The sequence below is a fragment of the Mycobacterium talmoniae genome (assembly GCF_001854525.1).
GTDB classification, from domain to species: domain Bacteria; phylum Actinomycetota; class Actinomycetes; order Mycobacteriales; family Mycobacteriaceae; genus Mycobacterium; species Mycobacterium talmoniae.
Window position 1 is genome coordinate 1 of the sequence record NZ_MLQM01000051.1, and the last position, 17,067, is coordinate 17,067.

14 protein-coding genes and 3 pseudogenes are annotated in these 17,067 nt (G+C 69.5%); 8 read left to right on the top strand and 9 right to left on the bottom strand.

Annotation, left to right across the window (positions count from 1 at the left end):
- From BKN37_RS11595 to BKN37_RS11610, 5 genes and pseudogenes are all read right to left on the bottom strand, one after another.
- Positions 1–837, bottom strand: an 837-nt coding sequence (locus BKN37_RS11595; RefSeq protein ID WP_131823572.1) for a serine/threonine-protein kinase, incomplete at its 3' end; no start/stop codon positions are given.
- A gap of 101 nt (positions 838–938) precedes the next feature.
- Positions 939–1,754, bottom strand: a pseudogene (locus tag BKN37_RS29855) (peptidylprolyl isomerase); the annotation flags it as partial.
- Positions 1,755–1,883: 129 nt separating this feature from the next.
- Positions 1,884–3,953, bottom strand: a pseudogene (gene secD / locus BKN37_RS29535) (protein translocase subunit SecD); the annotation flags it as partial.
- Between the two features lie 6 nt (positions 3,954–3,959).
- Positions 3,960–4,814 carry a peptidylprolyl isomerase gene (locus tag BKN37_RS11605; protein ID WP_071025856.1) on the bottom strand — a complete coding sequence of 285 codons (855 nt, stop codon included), beginning with the start codon at positions 4,812–4,814 and terminating at the stop codon, positions 3,960–3,962.
- Positions 4,815–4,818: 4 nt separating this feature from the next.
- On the bottom strand, positions 4,819–5,706 hold the full coding sequence (locus BKN37_RS11610) for a peptidylprolyl isomerase (protein ID WP_071025858.1): 888 nt from the start codon (positions 5,704–5,706) through the stop codon (positions 4,819–4,821).
- Positions 5,707–5,853: 147 nt separating this feature from the next.
- On the opposite strand from BKN37_RS11610, the gene BKN37_RS11615 reads away from it, so the two are divergent.
- The 4 genes and pseudogenes from BKN37_RS11615 (at position 5,854) to BKN37_RS11630 (ending at position 9,633) form a co-directional block, all read left to right on the top strand.
- Positions 5,854–6,519, top strand: coding sequence for an MBL fold metallo-hydrolase (locus BKN37_RS11615; RefSeq protein ID WP_071025860.1), 666 nt, complete (start codon positions 5,854–5,856; stop codon positions 6,517–6,519).
- The gene (hisS, locus tag BKN37_RS11620) at positions 6,516–7,781 is read left to right on the top strand and encodes a histidine--tRNA ligase (RefSeq protein WP_071025862.1); all 1,266 of its coding nucleotides are present in this window, start codon (positions 6,516–6,518) and stop codon (positions 7,779–7,781) included. Before BKN37_RS11615 ends, hisS begins: the two co-directional genes overlap by 4 nt.
- 250 nt (positions 7,782–8,031) lie before the next feature.
- Positions 8,032–8,325: pseudogene (locus BKN37_RS11625) on the top strand (hypothetical protein); the annotation flags it as partial.
- 285 nt (positions 8,326–8,610) lie between these two features.
- Positions 8,611–9,633 carry an Rv2578c family radical SAM protein gene (locus BKN37_RS11630; protein WP_071025864.1) on the top strand — a complete coding sequence of 341 codons (1,023 nt, stop codon included), beginning with the start codon at positions 8,611–8,613 and terminating at the stop codon, positions 9,631–9,633.
- On the opposite strand, the gene BKN37_RS11635 is transcribed toward BKN37_RS11630, so the two are convergent.
- Entirely contained in the window at positions 9,630–11,174 is a 1,545-nt protein-coding gene (locus BKN37_RS11635) for a purple acid phosphatase family protein (protein ID WP_071025867.1), read from the bottom strand. The genes BKN37_RS11630 and BKN37_RS11635 overlap by 4 nt on opposite strands.
- 65 nt (positions 11,175–11,239) lie before the next feature.
- Here BKN37_RS11635 and BKN37_RS11640 point away from each other — a divergent pair, with 65 nt between their 5' ends.
- A complete protein-coding gene (locus BKN37_RS11640; protein ID WP_071025869.1) occupies positions 11,240–11,662 on the top strand; it encodes a hypothetical protein in 423 nt (140 codons plus the stop codon).
- 1 nt (position 11,663) lies between these two features.
- Here BKN37_RS11640 and BKN37_RS11645 read toward each other — a convergent pair whose 3' ends face one another.
- Together BKN37_RS11645 and BKN37_RS11650 are read right to left on the bottom strand one after the other, a co-directional pair.
- A complete protein-coding gene (locus BKN37_RS11645) occupies positions 11,664–12,002 on the bottom strand; it encodes a gamma-glutamylcyclotransferase family protein (RefSeq protein ID WP_071025871.1) in 339 nt (112 codons plus the stop codon).
- Entirely contained in the window at positions 11,999–12,520 is a 522-nt protein-coding gene (locus BKN37_RS11650) for a helix-turn-helix domain-containing protein (protein WP_071025873.1), read from the bottom strand. Before BKN37_RS11650 ends, BKN37_RS11645 begins: the two co-directional genes overlap by 4 nt.
- 68 nt (positions 12,521–12,588) lie before the next feature.
- Here BKN37_RS11650 and BKN37_RS11655 point away from each other — a divergent pair, with 68 nt between their 5' ends.
- The 3 genes from BKN37_RS11655 (at position 12,589) to BKN37_RS11665 (ending at position 15,842) form a co-directional block, all read left to right on the top strand.
- Positions 12,589–13,383 (top strand): aldolase, encoded by a 795-nt coding sequence (locus BKN37_RS11655; RefSeq protein WP_071025875.1) that lies wholly within the window; start codon positions 12,589–12,591, stop codon positions 13,381–13,383.
- Positions 13,384–13,386: 3 nt separating this feature from the next.
- Positions 13,387–14,274 carry a dihydrodipicolinate synthase family protein gene (locus BKN37_RS11660; RefSeq protein WP_071025877.1) on the top strand — a complete coding sequence of 296 codons (888 nt, stop codon included), beginning with the start codon at positions 13,387–13,389 and terminating at the stop codon, positions 14,272–14,274.
- 416 nt (positions 14,275–14,690) lie between these two features.
- A complete protein-coding gene (locus BKN37_RS11665; protein WP_071025880.1) occupies positions 14,691–15,842 on the top strand; it encodes a hypothetical protein in 1,152 nt (383 codons plus the stop codon).
- A 140-nt stretch (positions 15,843–15,982) separates the two neighbouring features.
- Here the strand turns inward: BKN37_RS11665 and ypfJ are convergent, their stop codons facing one another.
- Positions 15,983–16,861, bottom strand: coding sequence for a KPN_02809 family neutral zinc metallopeptidase (gene ypfJ / locus BKN37_RS11670; RefSeq protein ID WP_071025882.1), 879 nt, complete (start codon positions 16,859–16,861; stop codon positions 15,983–15,985).
- Positions 16,862–17,067 lie beyond the last annotated feature (206 nt).

Genomic DNA, 17,067 nt, shown 5'->3' on the forward strand with positions numbered 1-17,067 from the left:
CACCAGGTATCCGGCGACCCCCGCGATCACCACGACGACCGCGACGGCAGCGCTGATCGCCACGACGAGACCGGTGCGCCGCGGCCGGGCGGCCGGCATGGGGCCGGGCTGCCAGGGCGTCGGCTGGGCGGGCGCTGCGGGCGGAAGGGCCAACGCGGCTTGCGCGGCCTGGGCGAGTTCGGTTGCGGTCTGGTAGTACTCGTTGGAGTTGACGGCCACGCCGCGGGCGATGACGGCGTCGAGCGTCGGGGGGATGTCGGGTGCGGTGAGGGACAGTTGCGGTGCCGGCGCGCCAGGCTCGAGGCGCTGGCCGGTGAGGCATTGGTAGAGCAGACGGGCCAGCGCCGGGACGTCGGCGCGCGGGCCGGTGGCGGCGGCGTGGTCGGTGGCGCCGAAGGTCAGGTAGGCGAAGTCGCGGGCGTCGATCAGGACGTTGGACGGCCTGAGGTCGCGGTGGGTGAGCCCGGCGTGGTGGGCGGTGTCGAGTGCTGACGCGACTTGTTCGATGATTGCCACGGCGCGGGCGGGGTGCAGCCGGCCGTCGTGGGCGAGGACGGTGGCCAGGTCGCGGCCCTCGATGAGCCGCATGTCGACGTAGAGGCGGCCGTCGATGTCGCCGTAGTTGTGGATCGGCACGATGTGCGGATCGTTGAGGTCCGCCGCCAGCCGGGTGTCGTCGCGGAAGCGTTGCGCGAACTCCGGATCCGCGGAGAGCTGCGCGGACAGCACCTTGACCGCGACCGCCCGGCCCGTCGCGCCGTCCTCGGCGCGGAACACCTCACCGGTGTCGCCGCGGCCCACCACATCCAGCAGTTGATAGCGTCCGAATGACTCCATTGCCCACTTCCTCCCTTGGTGCCGAGCGTATGCCGAGCGTGCGCAGATCCGGGGTTCCGCGCGGCGTGTCGGCCGGGGACACGCACGCTCGGCGGAAGAACTCAGTCCAGCCGGATCGAGGTGATCGTGACCTTGAGGGCCGGCGGGCCGTCGTCCGCCGCTTGGCCGCCGGAAGCGACGCCGCCCGCCGCGATCTTGTCCAGCGTGGCCAGCCCCGCCTGATCGATCGACCCGAAAACCGTGTATTGCGGCGGCAATTGGGAATCCCGGTATACCAGGAAGAACTGGCTGCCGTTGGTGTTCGGCCCGGCGTTGGCCATGGCCAGGGTGCCGCGCGGGTACACCACCGGGTCCTGCAGCGCGGGGTCATCCGGCGGGTATTGGTCGGTGGGGTACTCGTTGGCGAACTGATAGCCGGGCCCGCCGGTGCCGTTCGCGTCCGGATCGCCGCACTGCAGCACGCTCAACGACGCCGCGGTGGTTAGCCGGTGGCATTGGGTGTTATCGAAGTAGCCCTGCTGGGCCAGGCTGATGAAGCTGTTGACCGTGCACGGCGCTTTGCCGTTGTCCAGCGTCAACCCGATCGGGCCCTGATCGGTGTCCATGCTGGCGCTGACCTGGGCCGGGTCGGTGGGGACCTTACCCGACCGGGGCAGCTCCACCGGTTTGCTGGCCGGCTCCATGGCCGGCGGGTATTGGCAGTTGGCGCCCAGGTCGGCCGGCGCGGTGAACGGTGGCAGCTGCCCGTTACCCGGCGGAGCCGTACTGGAGGCCGCCGCGCTGGTGGTTGTCCGGGCGTCGTTGGTCGACGGCGCCGTCCGGCTCCGGGCGTCGCGGGTAACCACCGCCACCGTCGCCGCGGCTACGACCACCGCTGCCGCGATCACCGCCGCGATAATGGCCAGCGTGCGGCGGGTGTCGCTGGGTGACTGCTGGAACATCACCGGCGGCGCGTGCCCGGGCATGACCGGCCCCGGCGGGTAGCCCGGGATCGGGGCGGGCGCAACCGGTTTCGGTGGCCGGGAGACCACAGACAGCAGCGGCCAGGTCACCAGCACCAGCACCAGCACGTTGACGACCGCGGTGACACCCAAGGCGACCGCGAAGTTTTTGACCGCGGCCACCGGCACCACCGCCAGCGCCCCGGCTATCAGTGCCGCACCGGCGTTTCCAGCCAGGACGACGTTGCGGGCGCGTCGCCACGTCGGCGGTACCGCGCCTGCCCTGATGTCGGCTCTGGCACGCGCCACCAGCAACGCCAACGACGCCACGATACCCACCAGGCCGACACCCAGGCCGGCCAGGCCGGGCAGCTCCAGCAGGTAACCCAGGTAACGTCCGACGAGTACTAGGATCGCGAAAACCATTGCCGCCGAAGCGGCGACGGACACACCGGCGATAAGCCCCAGCGCACGGTGGTACATCAGCGCGGCGATCAGTAGCGCCACCAGGATCACCGCGGCCGCGACCAGCCCCGCCCGCACGGCGCCCGGACTGACTATCGGCGACACGGTCTGGGCGTCCGAGGAGTCGAACGACAGCGGCAGCGACCCGGATTTCAGCACGCCGGCCAGCACCTCGGCCTGTGCCCGGGTGAAGTCTCCGCTAATCCGGGTCCGGCCGCCGGGGATGGCCTCCTGGATCTGCGGCGCGCTGACCACCTGCGTGTCCAGTGTGAACGCGGTCTGGGTGCCGACGTGGGCGCCGGTGTAATCCGCCCAGGTGTTGGCCGCATCTTTTTTGAACCGCACTTCGACGACGTAGCCGCCGCTTTGCCGATCGAAACCCGCACTGGCGTCGCGGATTTGGTCACCGCTGATGATCGACGGGCCCAGCAGGTAGGCCACCTTGCGGTCCTTCGAGCAGGTCACCAACGGCAGCTTGGGGTCGTCGCGGCCGGCGAGCACATCCTCTTTCTCTTCGCCGCACTGGGTGGCCATGATGCGCAGCGACAACGACTGGATGAACTGGTTGTCGCTTTGCCGCAACTTCTTCGCCATGGCAATTCTCGCGGCGAGGTCTCGGTCGGGACTCGGCGGCGCCGACGTCCACTGGTTGGAATCACTTTGCGCCGGAACCGCATTGATCACCGGGCGGATGTAGAGCTGCCCGGTCTGGGCCAGGGTGCGCACCCGGCCGGCGTCGCCGCCGGGGACGGTGACCACCAGGTTGTCACCGTCGACGGCGACAGTCGTGCCGGGCGCCCGCGCGCTGAGCACCTTTTGCGTCCGCGCCAGGGCCTCCCGGGTCGGGGCCGATCCATCGGAGGTCCTGGGCGTCAAGGTGACTCGGGTACCACCCGCCAGGTCGACGCCCAGCTTGGGTACGGCGCGGCCGCTGGACACCAACACGGTCAGGTAGCCGCCGACCAGCAAAACCGCGAACACCGCCACACACACCAGGGCGCGCACCAGCGCGGACTGCCCGCCCGGCGGCGGGGGCATCGTGCTGGAATAGATCGGCACCGGGTTCAGCGCCGCGCGGGCGGCGTACGCGAGTTCGGTTGCGGTGTGGTAGCGCTCGGCCGGGTTCTCGGCCCTACCCCGGGCGATGACGGCGCCCAGCCCCGGCGGGATGTCCGGTGCCAGGCCGGGGTGTTGACCGGTCAGGCATGCGTACAGCACGCCGGCCAGCGCCGGGATATCGGTGCGCGGGTTGGAAACGGCGCCGAAATCGCTGAGGTAGACGAAGTCGTGGGCGTCGATCAGCACGGTGGACGGCCTGAGGTCGCGGGGCGTAAGCCCGGCGTGGTGGGCCGCGTCGAGGGTGGCCGCGAGCTGTTCGATGATCGCCACGGCGCGGGCGGGGTGCAGCCGGCCCTCCTGGGCGAGGACGGTGGCCAGGTCGCGGCCCTCGATGAGCCGCATGTCGAGGTAGAGGCGGCCGTCGATGTCGCCGTAGTTGTGGATCGGCACGATGTGCGGGTCGTTGAGGTCCGCGGTGCGACGGGTGTCGTCGCGGAAGCGTTGCGCAAACTCCGGATCCGCGGAGAGCTGCGCGGACAACACCTTGACGGCGACGACGCGGTCGGTGCCGGTGTCGTGGGCGCGATACACCTCGCCGGTGTCGCTGCGGCTCACCACGTCCAGCAGTTGGTAGCGCCCGAATGACTCCATTGCCTACTAGTCCACGTGCACCGCGGTGATGGTGACCTTGGTGTTCGGTGCGCCGTCCTCCGGTGACCGGCCGCCGGCTTCGACGCCGCCCGCGGCGATGGCGTCCAGGGTGGCCAGCCCGTCATCCCCGATGGTGCCGAAAACCGTGTATTGCGGCGGTAATTGGGAATCCCGGTACACCAGGAAGAACTGGCTGCCGTTGGTGTTGGGTCCGGCGTTGGCCATCGCCAGGGTGCCGCGCGGATACAGCACGGGGCGTTTCAGCCCGGGGTCACCGGGCGGGTACTCGGTGGTCGGGTATTCGTTGGCGAAGTCGTAGCCGGGCCCGCCGCTGCCGTCGCCGGAGGGGTCGCCGCATTGGAGTACACCGAGCGACGCCGCGGTGGTCAGCCGGTGGCACCCGGTGTCATCGAAGTAGCCCTGGTGGGCCAGGCTGATGAAGCTGTTGACCGTGCACGGCGCTTTGGCGTTGTCCAGCGTCACCCCGATCGGGCCCTGATCGGTGTCGATGGTGGCGCCGATCTCCGCCGGGTCGGTGGACACCCGGCCGGACCGGGGCGGATCGACGTCCTTGGCGGCCGGCTGCGGTGTCCGCGGGTATTGGCAGTTGGCACCCAGGCCGGCCGGCGCGGTGAACACCGGCAGCCGCCCGTTGGCCGGCGGCGCCGGCTTGCGGCTGGGCGGGGTGTAGACCGGGGCCTGGCTGGTTGCTGTCGGGTGCTGGACGGCGCCGCTGTCGTGGCTCACCAGGGCGAAGACCACGGCGACGACGATCACCACCGCGCCGATGATGCCCGCGCCGATGAGGATGGAGCTGGGGATCGGGTTCTGCGGGCGGTGGGGTCCCCGCGAGGCGGTCATCGGCTCAGTCCAGCAGCGCCGAGGTGATGGTGACCTTGGTGTTCGGCGGACCGTCGTCGGGGGCCTTGCCGCCGGGGGCGACACCGCCCTTGGCGATCTTGTCCAGGGTGGCCAGCCCGTCATCTTGGATCTTGCCGAACACCGTGTAGTCCGGGGGCAGCTTCGAATCCTGATACACCAGGAAGAACTGGCTGCCGTTGGAATTCGGCTGCGCGGAATGGGCCATGGCCAGCGTGCCGCGCGGGTAGGTGACGGGTTCTTGCAGTGCCGGGTCGCCGGGCGGGTACTGGTTGGTGGGGTACTCGTTGGCGAACTGGTAGCCGGGGCCACCGGTGCCGGTGCCGGTCGGGTCGCCGCACTGCAGCACGTGCAGGACGGGAGCCGTGGTGAGCCGGTGGCATCCGGTGTTGTCGAAGAAGTGCTTGCTGGCCAGGCTGGCGAAGCTGTTGACCGTGCACGGTGCTTGGGCGTTGTTCAGCATCAGGCCGATCGGGCCCTGATCGGTCACCATGCTGACGCTGATCTGGGCCGGGTCGGTGGGGACCTTACCCGACCGCGGCGGCTCCACCGGTTTGCTGGCCGGCTCCACCGACGGCGGGTACTCGCAGTTGGCACCCAGGTCCGCCGGCGGCTTGAACGCCGGCAGTTGACCCGGCGCGCCCGGTGCCTCCGACGCCTCGCTGCTGGTCGTCGCCGATGCGGTGCTGCGCTCGGAGTTGTGGTGGGACTTCAGCACGATGGCCGTCCCCGCCGCACCGGCCACCACCAGCACCGCGACCACCGCCCCGACGATGGTCAGGATCCGGTTGCGCCGGGCTTGCTGGGCACGGCGCTCCAGCTGTCGTTCCAGCTTGCGCTTGGCTGCTGCGCGTCGTTGTTCGTTGGTCGGCACCGCCGATAACCTCCGTGGCTAGCTTGATGGCCGGCTCCTCAGCGGGCCCGTGCGGTCCGCATCGTCGCCGGGCGACGTGCTCACTCGGGAGTTGAGTGTGCCAGCCCTCGCTGAACCCGGGTGGTTTGGGATGGGAAACTGGGAACCGTGTTGATCACCGGATTTCCGGCAGGGATGCTGGCGTGCAACTGCTACGTGCTGGCCCCGCGGGCCGGGACGGACGCCGTCATCGTCGACCCCGGCCAGCGGGCGATGGGTCCGCTGCGCAAGATCCTGGACGAAAACCGGCTGACGCCGGCCGCGGTGCTGCTCACCCACGGGCATATCGACCACGTCTGGTCGGCGCAGAAGGTGTCCGACACCTACGGCTGCCCGACCTACATCCACGGCGAGGACCGGTTCATGCTGTCCGACCCGATCAAGGGTTTCGGGCCCCGACTGGGCCAGCTGCTGTTCGGTGCGCTGTTCCGCGAACCCAAACAGGTGATCGAGCTGGATCGCGACGGCGACAAAATCGGTATCGGCGGCACCACCATCACCGTCGACCACACGCCCGGCCACACCCGCGGATCGGTGGTGTTCCGGGTCGCCGGGGACGCCACCGAGGTGGTGTTCAGCGGGGATACCCTGTTCGCCGGTTCGGTGGGCCGCACCGACCTGCCCGGCGGCAGCGGGCGCGACCTGCTGGGATCCATCGTCGACAAACTGTTGGTGCTCGACGACGCCACCGTGGTGCTGCCCGGGCACGGCCCGCAAACCACCATCGGCGCCGAACGTCGCAGCAACCCGTTTCTGCAAGGCTTGAGCGCGTGACCGCATTTTCCGCCCCCAAGGGGGTGCCCGACTACGTTCCGCCGGACTCGGCGGCCTTTGTCGCGGTGCGCGCCGGGTTGCTCGACGTCGCCCGCCGCGCCGGCTACGGCGACATCGAGTTGCCCGTCTTCGAGGACACCGGCTTGTTCGCCCGCGGGGTGGGGGAGTCCACCGACGTGGTCTCCAAGGAGATGTACACCTTCGCCGACCGGGGTGACCGCTCGGTGACGCTGCGCCCGGAAGGCACCGCCGGGGTGGTGCGCGCGGTGATCGAGCATGGGCTGGACCGCGGCCAGTTGCCGGTCAAGCTGTGCTACGCCGGGCCGTTCTTCCGCTACGAGCGCCCGCAGGCCGGCCGCTACCGCCAGCTGCAGCAGGTCGGGGTGGAGGCCATCGGCGTCGACGACCCGGCGCTGGACGCGGAGGTGATCGCGGTCGCCGACGCCGGGTTCCGATCGCTGGGCCTGGACGGCTTCCGACTGGAGATCACCTCGCTGGGCGACGACACCTGCCGGCCCGCCTACCGAGAACTGTTGCAGGAGTTCCTGTTCGGGCTCGACCTGGACGACGAGACCCGGCGGCGCGCCGAGATCAACCCGCTGCGGGTGCTCGACGACAAACGCCCCGACGTCCGCGCGATGACCGCCGACGCGCCGGTGATGCTCGACCATCTCTCCGATGTGGCCAAGCAGCACTTCGAGACGGTGCTGGCCCACCTGGACGCGCTGGGCGTGCCGTATGTGATCAACCCACGGATGGTGCGCGGGCTGGACTACTACACCAAGACCACCTTCGAGTTTGTGCACGACGGGTTGGGCGCGCAGTCCGGCATCGGCGGCGGCGGCCGCTATGACGGGCTGATGCGCGAGCTGGGCGGCCAGGACCTGTCCGGTATCGGGTTCGGGCTCGGGGTGGATAGGACGCTGTTGGCGTTGGCCGCCGAGGGCAAATCCGTGGGTGTGTCGACCCGGTGCGACGTGTTCGGGGTTCCGCTGGGGGAGCGGGCCAAACTGCAGCTGGCGGTGCTGGCCGGGCAGTTGCGGGCCGCCGGGGTGCGCGTCGATTTGGCCTACGGCGATCGCGGGCTCAAGGGCGCGATGCGCGCCGCCGACCGCTCCGGTGCGTCGCTGGCGTTGGTGGCCGGGGAACGCGACATCGAGGCGGGCACCGTTGGGGTCAAGGATCTGGTTGCTGGCGTGCAGGTCGACGTCGCGGTCGACGACGTGGTCGCCGAGGTGCTGGCGCGAGTTCACCCGGCCTAGCCCGTCTGGCCCCGCGGGGTTCCCCCTGGCGCCTCGTCCGTCACATCCGTCACGGCTGGGGACCCATGTGGTGTTGCGTCCGCCTTGGAGCGACAAACCGGGGGCTAGGGCCCTCGATGGCCCAACTGGCCGGCACTTACGACGCTGCCGCCCCACCGGTCACGGGTGTCACGGATTGTCGCCGGTGGGGCAGTGCCCGGCTCGCAGCGACAACGGCGGCGATGTCGGAGCGGGGTGCGACGGTGGGGCGATGATCAAAACCATCCGATTGGTGCGCGGCATCGAACTGCGCTACCTGTTGACACTGCATTTATTCGACCACGGTCCGGCAAGCGTCGCGGAGTTGGTCGCTGCCTTGGATGCCCAGGGTTTCGTCGTCGCCGGGCGGGCCTCGAAGGCCGTGTCGGACGCGTTGCGCTGGGAGCGCGGATACGGGCGGGTGCGCCGGTTCGGGCGCGGCCGCTACGGGCCGGGGTGGATGCCCCGCGGCACCGAACACCGCATCCACAAGCGGGTGCAGGCGCTGCGCGCCGAAATCGAGTGCGTCGCCCCGCGGGGCCCGGCGCATCGACGTTGCGCTGCGCGGGCGCTGGTTGTCGCTGAGAGCCGGGCGGCCGCCCACCAGCGACAACCCGTGACGCCGGTGACCGGTGGGGCCGCAGCGCCGGGAGTGATCGTGCGTTGGGCCGTGGAGGGCCCTAGACCCCGGTTTGTCGCTCAGAGGCGGACGGAACACCCCATCCACCCTTTCCGGGACTCCTGGGACTCCTGAGCACAACGAGACGCACGCACACTTGACAACAGCTCGAACAAAGATTCGAATTGAGTCATGCGTTGGGCCAAACAGGGCATCGACGTCGACGACGGGGCGCTGCCAGGACTGCAGCGCATCGGCTTCGTCCGCAGCGTGCGCACCCCGCAGTTCGACGGCATCACCTTCCACGAGGTGCTGTGCAAATCGGCGCTGAACAAGGTGCCCCACGCGGCGAACCTCCCGTTCCGCTACACCGTCAACGGCTACCGCGGCTGCTCGCACGCCTGCCGGTACTGCTTCGCCCGGCCCACCCACGAGTACCTGGACTTCGACCCTGGCACCGACTTCGACAGCCAGGTCGTGGTCAAGACCAATGTCGCCGACGTGCTGCGCAAGGAGCTGCACCGTCCGTCGTGGCACCGCGAGACCGTCGCGTTGGGCACCAACACCGACCCCTACCAGCGCGCCGAAGGCCGCTACGCGCTGATGCCGGGCATCATCGGTGCGCTCGCCGAATCCGGCACACCGTTCTCCATCCTCACCAAGGGCACCCTGCTGCGCCGTGATCTGCCGCTGATCACCGCGGCGGCGCAAAAAGTCGCCGTCTCGGTGGCGGTGTCGCTGGCGGTCGCGGACCCGGCGCTGCACAAAGACATCGAACCGGGCACCCCGACACCGCAGGCGCGGCTGGGGCTGATTGCCGCGATCCGCGACGCCGGGCTGGACTGCCACGTGATGGTGGCGCCGGTGTTGCCGTACCTGACCGATTCCGTCGAGCACCTCGACGCGCTGTTGGGACAGATTGCGGCGGCCGGCGGCACCAGCGCCACGGTGTTCGGGCTGCACCTGCGCGGCAGCACCCGCGGCTGGTTCATGTCCTGGCTAGCGCGTTCCCGTCCGGAGCTGGTCGCCCGCTACCGCGAGCTGTACCGGCGCGGCGCCTACCTGCCGGCGAGCTACCGCGAGCGGCTGCACCGCACCGCCACGCCGCTGCTGACCAAGCACCGGTTGACCGGCGACCACCGGCCCTTCACCGCGGCGACCCCCGAAAAGGCGGCACCGGCCCCAGTGACACCGGCGCAGCCGACCCTCTTCTAGCCGCGCGGTTTGGTCAAGGTGAACTGGTCGACCACGCTCAGCGCCCCGAACGGGCCGCGCACCGCATAGTGCGTCGCCTTGATCGACGTGGTGCCGCCGGGCTGGCCGGGGTCGACCTCGAAGGCCGCGAAACCGTACGGGTTGTCGCGGTCCCGGAACACCGACCAGGGCGCCTCCTCGACCACATAGATCGGGGCCTTGCGCCCGATCCCCGGATCGAAACCGTCGACCCCGGTCAGCACCCGGCACCGCGGCGTGTCAAAGAACATGGCATTGGACGGCTTCGACGTGCCGCCCCCGCCGATGACCACGTGCACCGTGCCGGCGGTGGTATCGATCACGTCGGGCCGCGTCGCCACCGGGATCGGGGTGCGGGTGTCGGTACCCAGCGCCCCGCGTAGCGGATGCGACCGCTCGTAGTGGTGCTCGTGACCGCACACCACCAAATCCACCCCGTACCGGTCGAACAGCGGCAGCCAGTCGGTGCGGATGCCCAGGTCGGCGCCGTTGGTGTGGTCGGCGGTCGAGATCGCGGTCTGATGCATGCAGACCACCACCCAGTCGACCAGCGGGTCGCGCCGCGCGTCGGCGAGTTCGGTTTCCAGCCAACGCTTCTGCGCCCCACCCGAGTAGCCGTGCACATAGGTGTTCCCGCCGTCTTGCAGGCACACGTCGTCGTTGGCCAGGCTGATCACCCGCACCGAACCGGCGGTAAACGAATACCACAGCCCGCGCAGCTCGTCGTCGGCGCCGGAGTCGGGCACCGCGAAATAGGTTTGGTAGGCGGCATAGCCGATCGGCCCGTTGCCGCGCTCGTTCTCGTGGTTGCCCGCCGCGGGCATCCACGGCCGGTACCGCGCCGAGCGGGTGTTGTTGGCGAACCAGTCCGACCAGGACCGGATCCGGTCGGTGGATAGGTTCGCATAGCACAGGTCGCCATTGACCAGGTTGAACAGCGGGCCGATCCGCTCGATCGCGGCGGTGGTATCGCCGGCCGCCGGCGAGCCGAGATTGTCGCTGACATAGCCGGAACCCGCCAGCTTGCCCAGCGTCGGGGTGGCCTGATCGCCGAAGCTGGTGAAACACAGCGGGTGTCGCCCCGACGGGGCGGTGCGCACCGTACCGGTCTCCGGGTCGGTGCCGTCGTGCACGGCGGCGTACACGTAATCGGTGTGCGGGGTCAGGCCCGTCAACCGCGCGTGGTTGACCCGAACCTCGGTGCCCGACTTGGCGTCTCGGTAGGTGCGGGTGTCGGCCGACACGCTGCGCCCGAAACCGCCCGACGGGGTGCCCAGCAGCACCCGCGGATTGCGCACCGCCTCGGTGGTGTGCCAGGACACCACCACCTCGCGCGCGGCGTCACGGCCGAACTGCAGATGCAGGCCCTCCACCGGCGGCGCGCCATTGCGGGATGGCCGCGTCCACAGCGACGGGCCGCGCGGCGCCAGCAGCGTGGCCCCGGCGGCGCCGAAGCCCGCGCCGAGAATCGCCGACCCGCCGCCCACCAGCAGCGTCCGGCGGCGAAGACCCGAAGCATCCACCCCTGTTTCTTACCGCATCGGGCACGCGCACGCCCGGGTGTAACGCTCGGGTAGCGTTGCCGGATATGACGAGCGTGCGTAAAACGACAACCAGCGTCGGGGCGGCACTGATGTTGGCGGCCGCCGGCGTTGCGGTCAGCCCGGCAACGTCCAGTGCCGATCCGGAAGGCCACCAGGTCACCTACACGATCACGGCGACCAGCGACCTGACCGTCAACATCCAGTACATCGAGACCGACCCGCCCAGCCAATCGGCCTACGACGCCAACTCGTCGCAGTACCTCAAGCAAATCCGCACCCCGATCACCGGCGGTCAGCCGCTGACCTACACCGTCACGCTGGCCAACCCGAACCAGTGGGCGCTGGTCACCGCCAGCGGCGGTTTGCGGATCAACCCCGAACTGCACTGCGACCTGGCCGTCGACGGCCAGGTGGTGGTCTCCCAGCAGGGCGGCAGCGGGGTGACCTGCGCTACCCGCAAGTGGTAGCTCAGTCGGCGAAGACGTACACCCAGGCGTGCGGGCCGGAGGCCAGCGGCACCGAAATCCGGCGGTAGTCGTCGACCTCGTAGTCATCGGCGGCGGCCAACTCGGCTTCGCTGATCTTGAAGACGGTGCCGTCGACGTGCGCGTCGGGCCGGTCGGAGGGTTTCAGGATCGGGTGGCGGTCGCTGCCGCTGGTGGCGACGACGTGCGGGTCGGTGATCGTGACGTAGTCCAGCTCGTAGCCGACGATCGCGTCGTCGTGGCCGTCGAGCTCGCGCCCGAAGGTGGCCACCTGCACCTCGGGTTGGCGCAGCGTGCCGTAGGAGAACAACAACTCGCTCACTGCGGGCTCCCGGGTTCGTTGTAGGCGACGACGACCACCTCGGCCGGCGCGCCGCCGACCGCACGGATCCTATGGTCGACCGACGCGTCGAAGTAGGCGCTGTCCCCGGTGTCCAGGGTGACGGTCCGGTCCCCGTAATCCAGCTCGATGGTCCCGGCGTGTACGAACACGAACTCCTGGCCGGTGTGGGTCGGATGCGGGTCGTCGGTGACGGTGCCGGTGGGGTGAACCACGAACGGCGACATCGCCTTTCCGAGCAGCCCGGGGGCCAGCGCCCGGTAGCGTCCGGCGTCGGCGGCCCGGTCGACGGCCAGGGTGTCCTCGGCGGGCTGGTCGGAGAACAACTGGGCGACATCGACGTCGAACGCCCGGGCGACCTTCATCGCCGCGGCGATCGACGGCGTGCTTTGCCCACGCTCGATCTTGGACAGGTAGCTTTTGGTCAACCCGGTCTCGGCGGCCAGCGTCTCCAACGTGAGGCCCCGCTGCCGGCGGATGGTCCGCACCAGTGCAGTCACAGCGCCATCATGACACAAAGTGTCCTATAGTGGTGTCAGTGTCGCATCGCTGAGAGCGAGGGAACCCGATGGCCACCACTTTCACCGCCTCGAAGTCCGAGCTGATGCAAAGCGCCCAGGACCGCTTCGCCAGCACCTTCACCGACCCCGGCTGGACCACCCGGCAGAAGCTGGCGCTGACCTGCCGGGCGTTGTTCGACGCCGGACACGACTCGGGTCTGGCCGGGCAGATCACCGCCCGCGCCGAACAGCCCGGCAGCTACTACACCCAGCGGCTGGGCCTGGGATTCGACGAGATCACCGAGGACAACCTGCTGGTCGTCGACGAGGACCTCAACGTGCTGGCCGGCGACGGAATGGCCAACCCCGCCAACCGGTTTCACAGCTGGATCTACCGGGCCCGGCCCGATGTGCAGTGCATCGTGCACACCCACCCCTTCCACGTGGCGGCGCTGTCGATGCTGGAGGTGCCGCTGACCGTCTCCCACATGGACACCACCCCGCTCTACGACGACTGCGCGTTCTTGGCCAAGTGGCCCGGTGTGCCGGTCGGCAACGAGGAGGGCGAGATCATCTCGGCCGCTCTCGGCGACAAGAAGGCGATCCTGCTGGCCCACCACGGCCAGATCGTGGCCGGCGCCAGCGTGGAGGAGGCGTGCTCGCTGGCGGTGCTCATCGAGCGCGCCGCCAAACTGCAATTGGCGGCGATGGCCGCCGGGACCATCCAGCCGCTGCCCGAGCAGTTGGCCCGCGAGGCCCACGACTGGACCCTGACCCCGAAACGCAGCCAGGCGAATTTCGCCTACTACGCCCGGCGCGCGCTGCGGCGCCATCCCGACGCGTTGACCCAGCAAGGAGCCTGACACGTGCCCGACGCCCCGCAGTTTCACGGCATCATCGCCTACCCGGTCACCCCGTTCGCGCCCGACGGTATCGACACCGCGCGGCTGACCCGGCTGGTCACCCGACTGGTCGACGCCGGCGCGCACGCGATCGCCCCGTTGGGCAGCACCGGCGAGCTGGCCTACCTCAACGAGGCCGAGTTCGACACCGTCGTCGACACCTCCATCGCGGCGGTGAACGGCCGGGTGCCGGTGATCGTCGGCGCGTCGGATCTGACCACCGCCAACACGATTCGGCGGGCCCGCTACGCCCAGCAGGCCGGCGCCGACGCGGTGATGATCATTCCGGTGTCGTACTGGAAGCTGTCCGAGCGGGAGATCGAGCAGCACTACGCGAGCGTGTCCGCGGCGATCGACATCCCGATCATGGCGTACAACAACCCGGCGACGTCCGGGCTGGACATGCGCCCGGAGCTGCTGGTGCGGATGTTCAACACCATCGACAACGTCACCATGGTCAAGGAGTCCACCGGGGACCTGTCCCGGATGCGCAGCCTGGCCCAGCTCAGCGACGGCCGGTTGCCGTTCTACAACGGCAGCAACCCGCTGGTGCTCGACGCGCTCCGGGTGGGTGCGGCCGGATGGTGTACGGCCGCACCGAATCTGCGCGCCCAGCCCTGCCTGGATCTCTACGATGCGGTGCGCGCCGGCCAACCCGACCGGGCGCAGGCGCTCTACGACGACCTCAAACCGCTGCTGGAGTTCATCGTGGCCGGCGGGCTGGCCACCACGGTCAAGGCCGGCCTGGAGTTGCTCGGCGTCCCGGCCGGCGACCCCCGCCCACCGCTGCTGCCGCTGGACGAGGCGGGCCGCGCCGAGTTGGCGGGTCTGCTGGCCGGGGCCACCGGGTAACCACGACCTCACCGCCGCTCAGCGTAATCACAGACTTTGCTTCGGCCGGACAGGCGGGCAAGGTAGCTGTGGCGGGCTGCATGGTGGGCTGGCCGGCCCGGTCTGGGGGGCAGCGGAAAGCGGGCGCTCCCCGGAGGCGCGGTTGACGTGCGTCGTCGTGCGCAGATGAGCCGCACGGGCGGGAGATCTGCTGATCAGCGACGGATAGTTTCGATTTGACCTAAACCGGGAATCGAAACGGTTTGCTTTGTTGTGCGCACAGCGGAGTTGATCAGCAGATTCTGGTGCGCTGTCGTATTGCTGTTCATAAGTTTGAGTTATGTAATTTTATTGATTTGCCCGAAAGGGCAAATAAATTCAGCTGAATCTCAGGTAGCGTCCGTGGGCCGTGCCGCACCACAACGAAAGGAGCTCTCTTGCACGCAACCCTGCGCCCCTACCTCACCGCCGGTGTCGTCCTCGTCGGCGCCAGCACCATCGCCGTCACCCCGGCGGCGGCGCCGCTACCGGCTATCCAGCACCGTGTCGTCGAACTCACGACGGGGGCCAGCGCCCTCATCGACGAGACCCATGACATCTTCGGTGGTGCGCTCAACACGCTGACCGGGGCGGTGGGTGCCGACGCCGCACTGCTCACCGTGCCCAGCCAGGTTCCGCTGTTCACCTCGTGGCTCGACGTGTTCGCGAGCGCATTCAGCAACGCCGGGGAACTCGGAAAGACGGTGCTGGCGGATCCCGCACCGATTCTGACCCAGCTGGTCACCAACTGGCTCGGCTACGGCCAGACCTACGCCGGTGCCCTCGGGCAGGCGGTCGAAAACCTCGTCACCCAACTCACGCCGGGTTCCGTCGGCGGCCTGTGGTACAACCTGGACCAGGCGTTCGAGCTGCTGGGGGCGGGCCAGTTCGAGGATGCGGTGAGGGCGGCCTACAGCGGCATCATCCAGACGATCATCGCCCCCGGCTTCGCGTTGCTGCCGACGCTCCAGATCCCGGTCGAGATCGCGCACAACCTGTACAGCGCCGCGCAGCTGATTCCGCAGATCGCGATGGGCCTCGGGCTGGGCGCGCTGGGGCCGCTGGCCAGCGGCGTCTACGCGTTCGGGGCAAGCGGACAGGCGGTGGTCGACGCGATCGGCGACGGGAATGTGCTGGGCGCGCTGGGCGCGGTGGCCAACATGCCGACCGCGGTGGTCGGCGGTGTGCTCAACGGCTTCGAATACGGCAAGGGCATTCTCAGCGATCCGGGCGGGCCTATTGCGCTGCTGCTGCAGATGCGCGACACCATCGCCGACGCCATCGGTGCCGCAACGGGAACGCAGGCCCTCACCGACGGACCGCTGACCGCCCTGTTCAGCGCACCGCTGGAGGCGCTCAGCGGCGCCTTCGGGGCCGACGGGCTGTCCGAGCTCGGTGCACTGCTGGATCCCACCCAGTTCCTGACGAGCCTGGGCGACCTGTTCGATCCGGCCCAATTCCTCGGCGAGCTCGGCACGGTGGCGCCCGGGGTTTTTGCGGATATCCCGCAGATGCTGCTCGAGGCCGCCACCGCCGCGATCCCGTTCTAGGCCTGGCGATGACGGCGTCCTTCCCGCTCGGCTAAACCGGGCCCACCGCGGCGGGCAAACCGGGCGATCGGCCCCCTTGGCGAAGGGGGCCGATCGCGTACGGTGCGTGATCGGGCTGAGCGGGGCTAACCGGCGAAGCGTCAACCCAAATCGCGGGCCGCGAAGGTGTCGCAGCGGTTGGGGTCGCCGGTCTGATACCCGACGGTGAACCAGTGCTGCCGCCACGCCGAGGCGCCGTGCGTCCACGACTCCGGGTTGGTGCGCCCGGTCGCCTGCTGCTGGATGCGGTCATCACCGACCGACGCCGCCGCCGACAACGCGTCGTCGATGTCCTTGTCGCTCAGCGGCTGCAGGAACGGCTCGCCGGTGCTTTCCTGCCGGGTGATCGACGCGTAGTGCGCCCACACCCCGGCGTAACAGTCGGCCTGCAGCTCGGTGCGCACCCCGTTGCCGGTGGGGCCTTGGGCGCCCTGCTGGGCGCGGCCTAGCACCCCGGCCAGGTTCTGCACGTGGTGGCCGAACTCGTGGGCTACCACGTACTCCTGGGCCAGCGGCCCGCCGCTGGAGCCGAACTGGTCAACCAGCACCTGGAAGAAGTCGGTGTCGAAGTACGCGGTCTTGTCGACCGGGCAGTAAAACGGCCCGACGTCGCTGGTGGCCGGTCCGCAGCCGGTGTTGACCTGCCCGCTGAACAGCTGCACCCGCGGCCGGGTGTAGCCGCGTAGCAGCTGTGACCACACCGCGTCGACGGAGTTGCCGGTGGCCACCACCCGGCACTGCACGTACTTGTTGGCGTCGGCGCCGGTGCGGCATTTGTTCAGATCGAACCCGGGTGCGACGTTGTCGCGGGTGTCGACCGGTTGCTGGGTGAGCACATTGCCGGGGTCGACGCCCAGCAGCAGCGCCACCACCATGATCACCAGCCCGCCCAGACCACCGCCGATGGCGATCCGCCGGCCCCCGCCGCCGCTGCTCGACGTGGTGCTGGTGTCGATCTGCATACCTTCGTTGAAGGTCATCGCACGCTCCGTGGGTCCTGTTGGGGCTGGTTAGCGGTTGTTCCAGCTTTGCACACCGCCCCGGCACGTGTCCGACGTTGGTGCACCTTCGGCGCGGCGTCCCCGCAAACCGAAACCTGAGAGTTCGTCCATTTAGTTGGACTCCCTGCTTATGCAATGTTAATTTGCTCACGCCCGGCGGACCGGTTCGCGGCCCTGCAGGACGT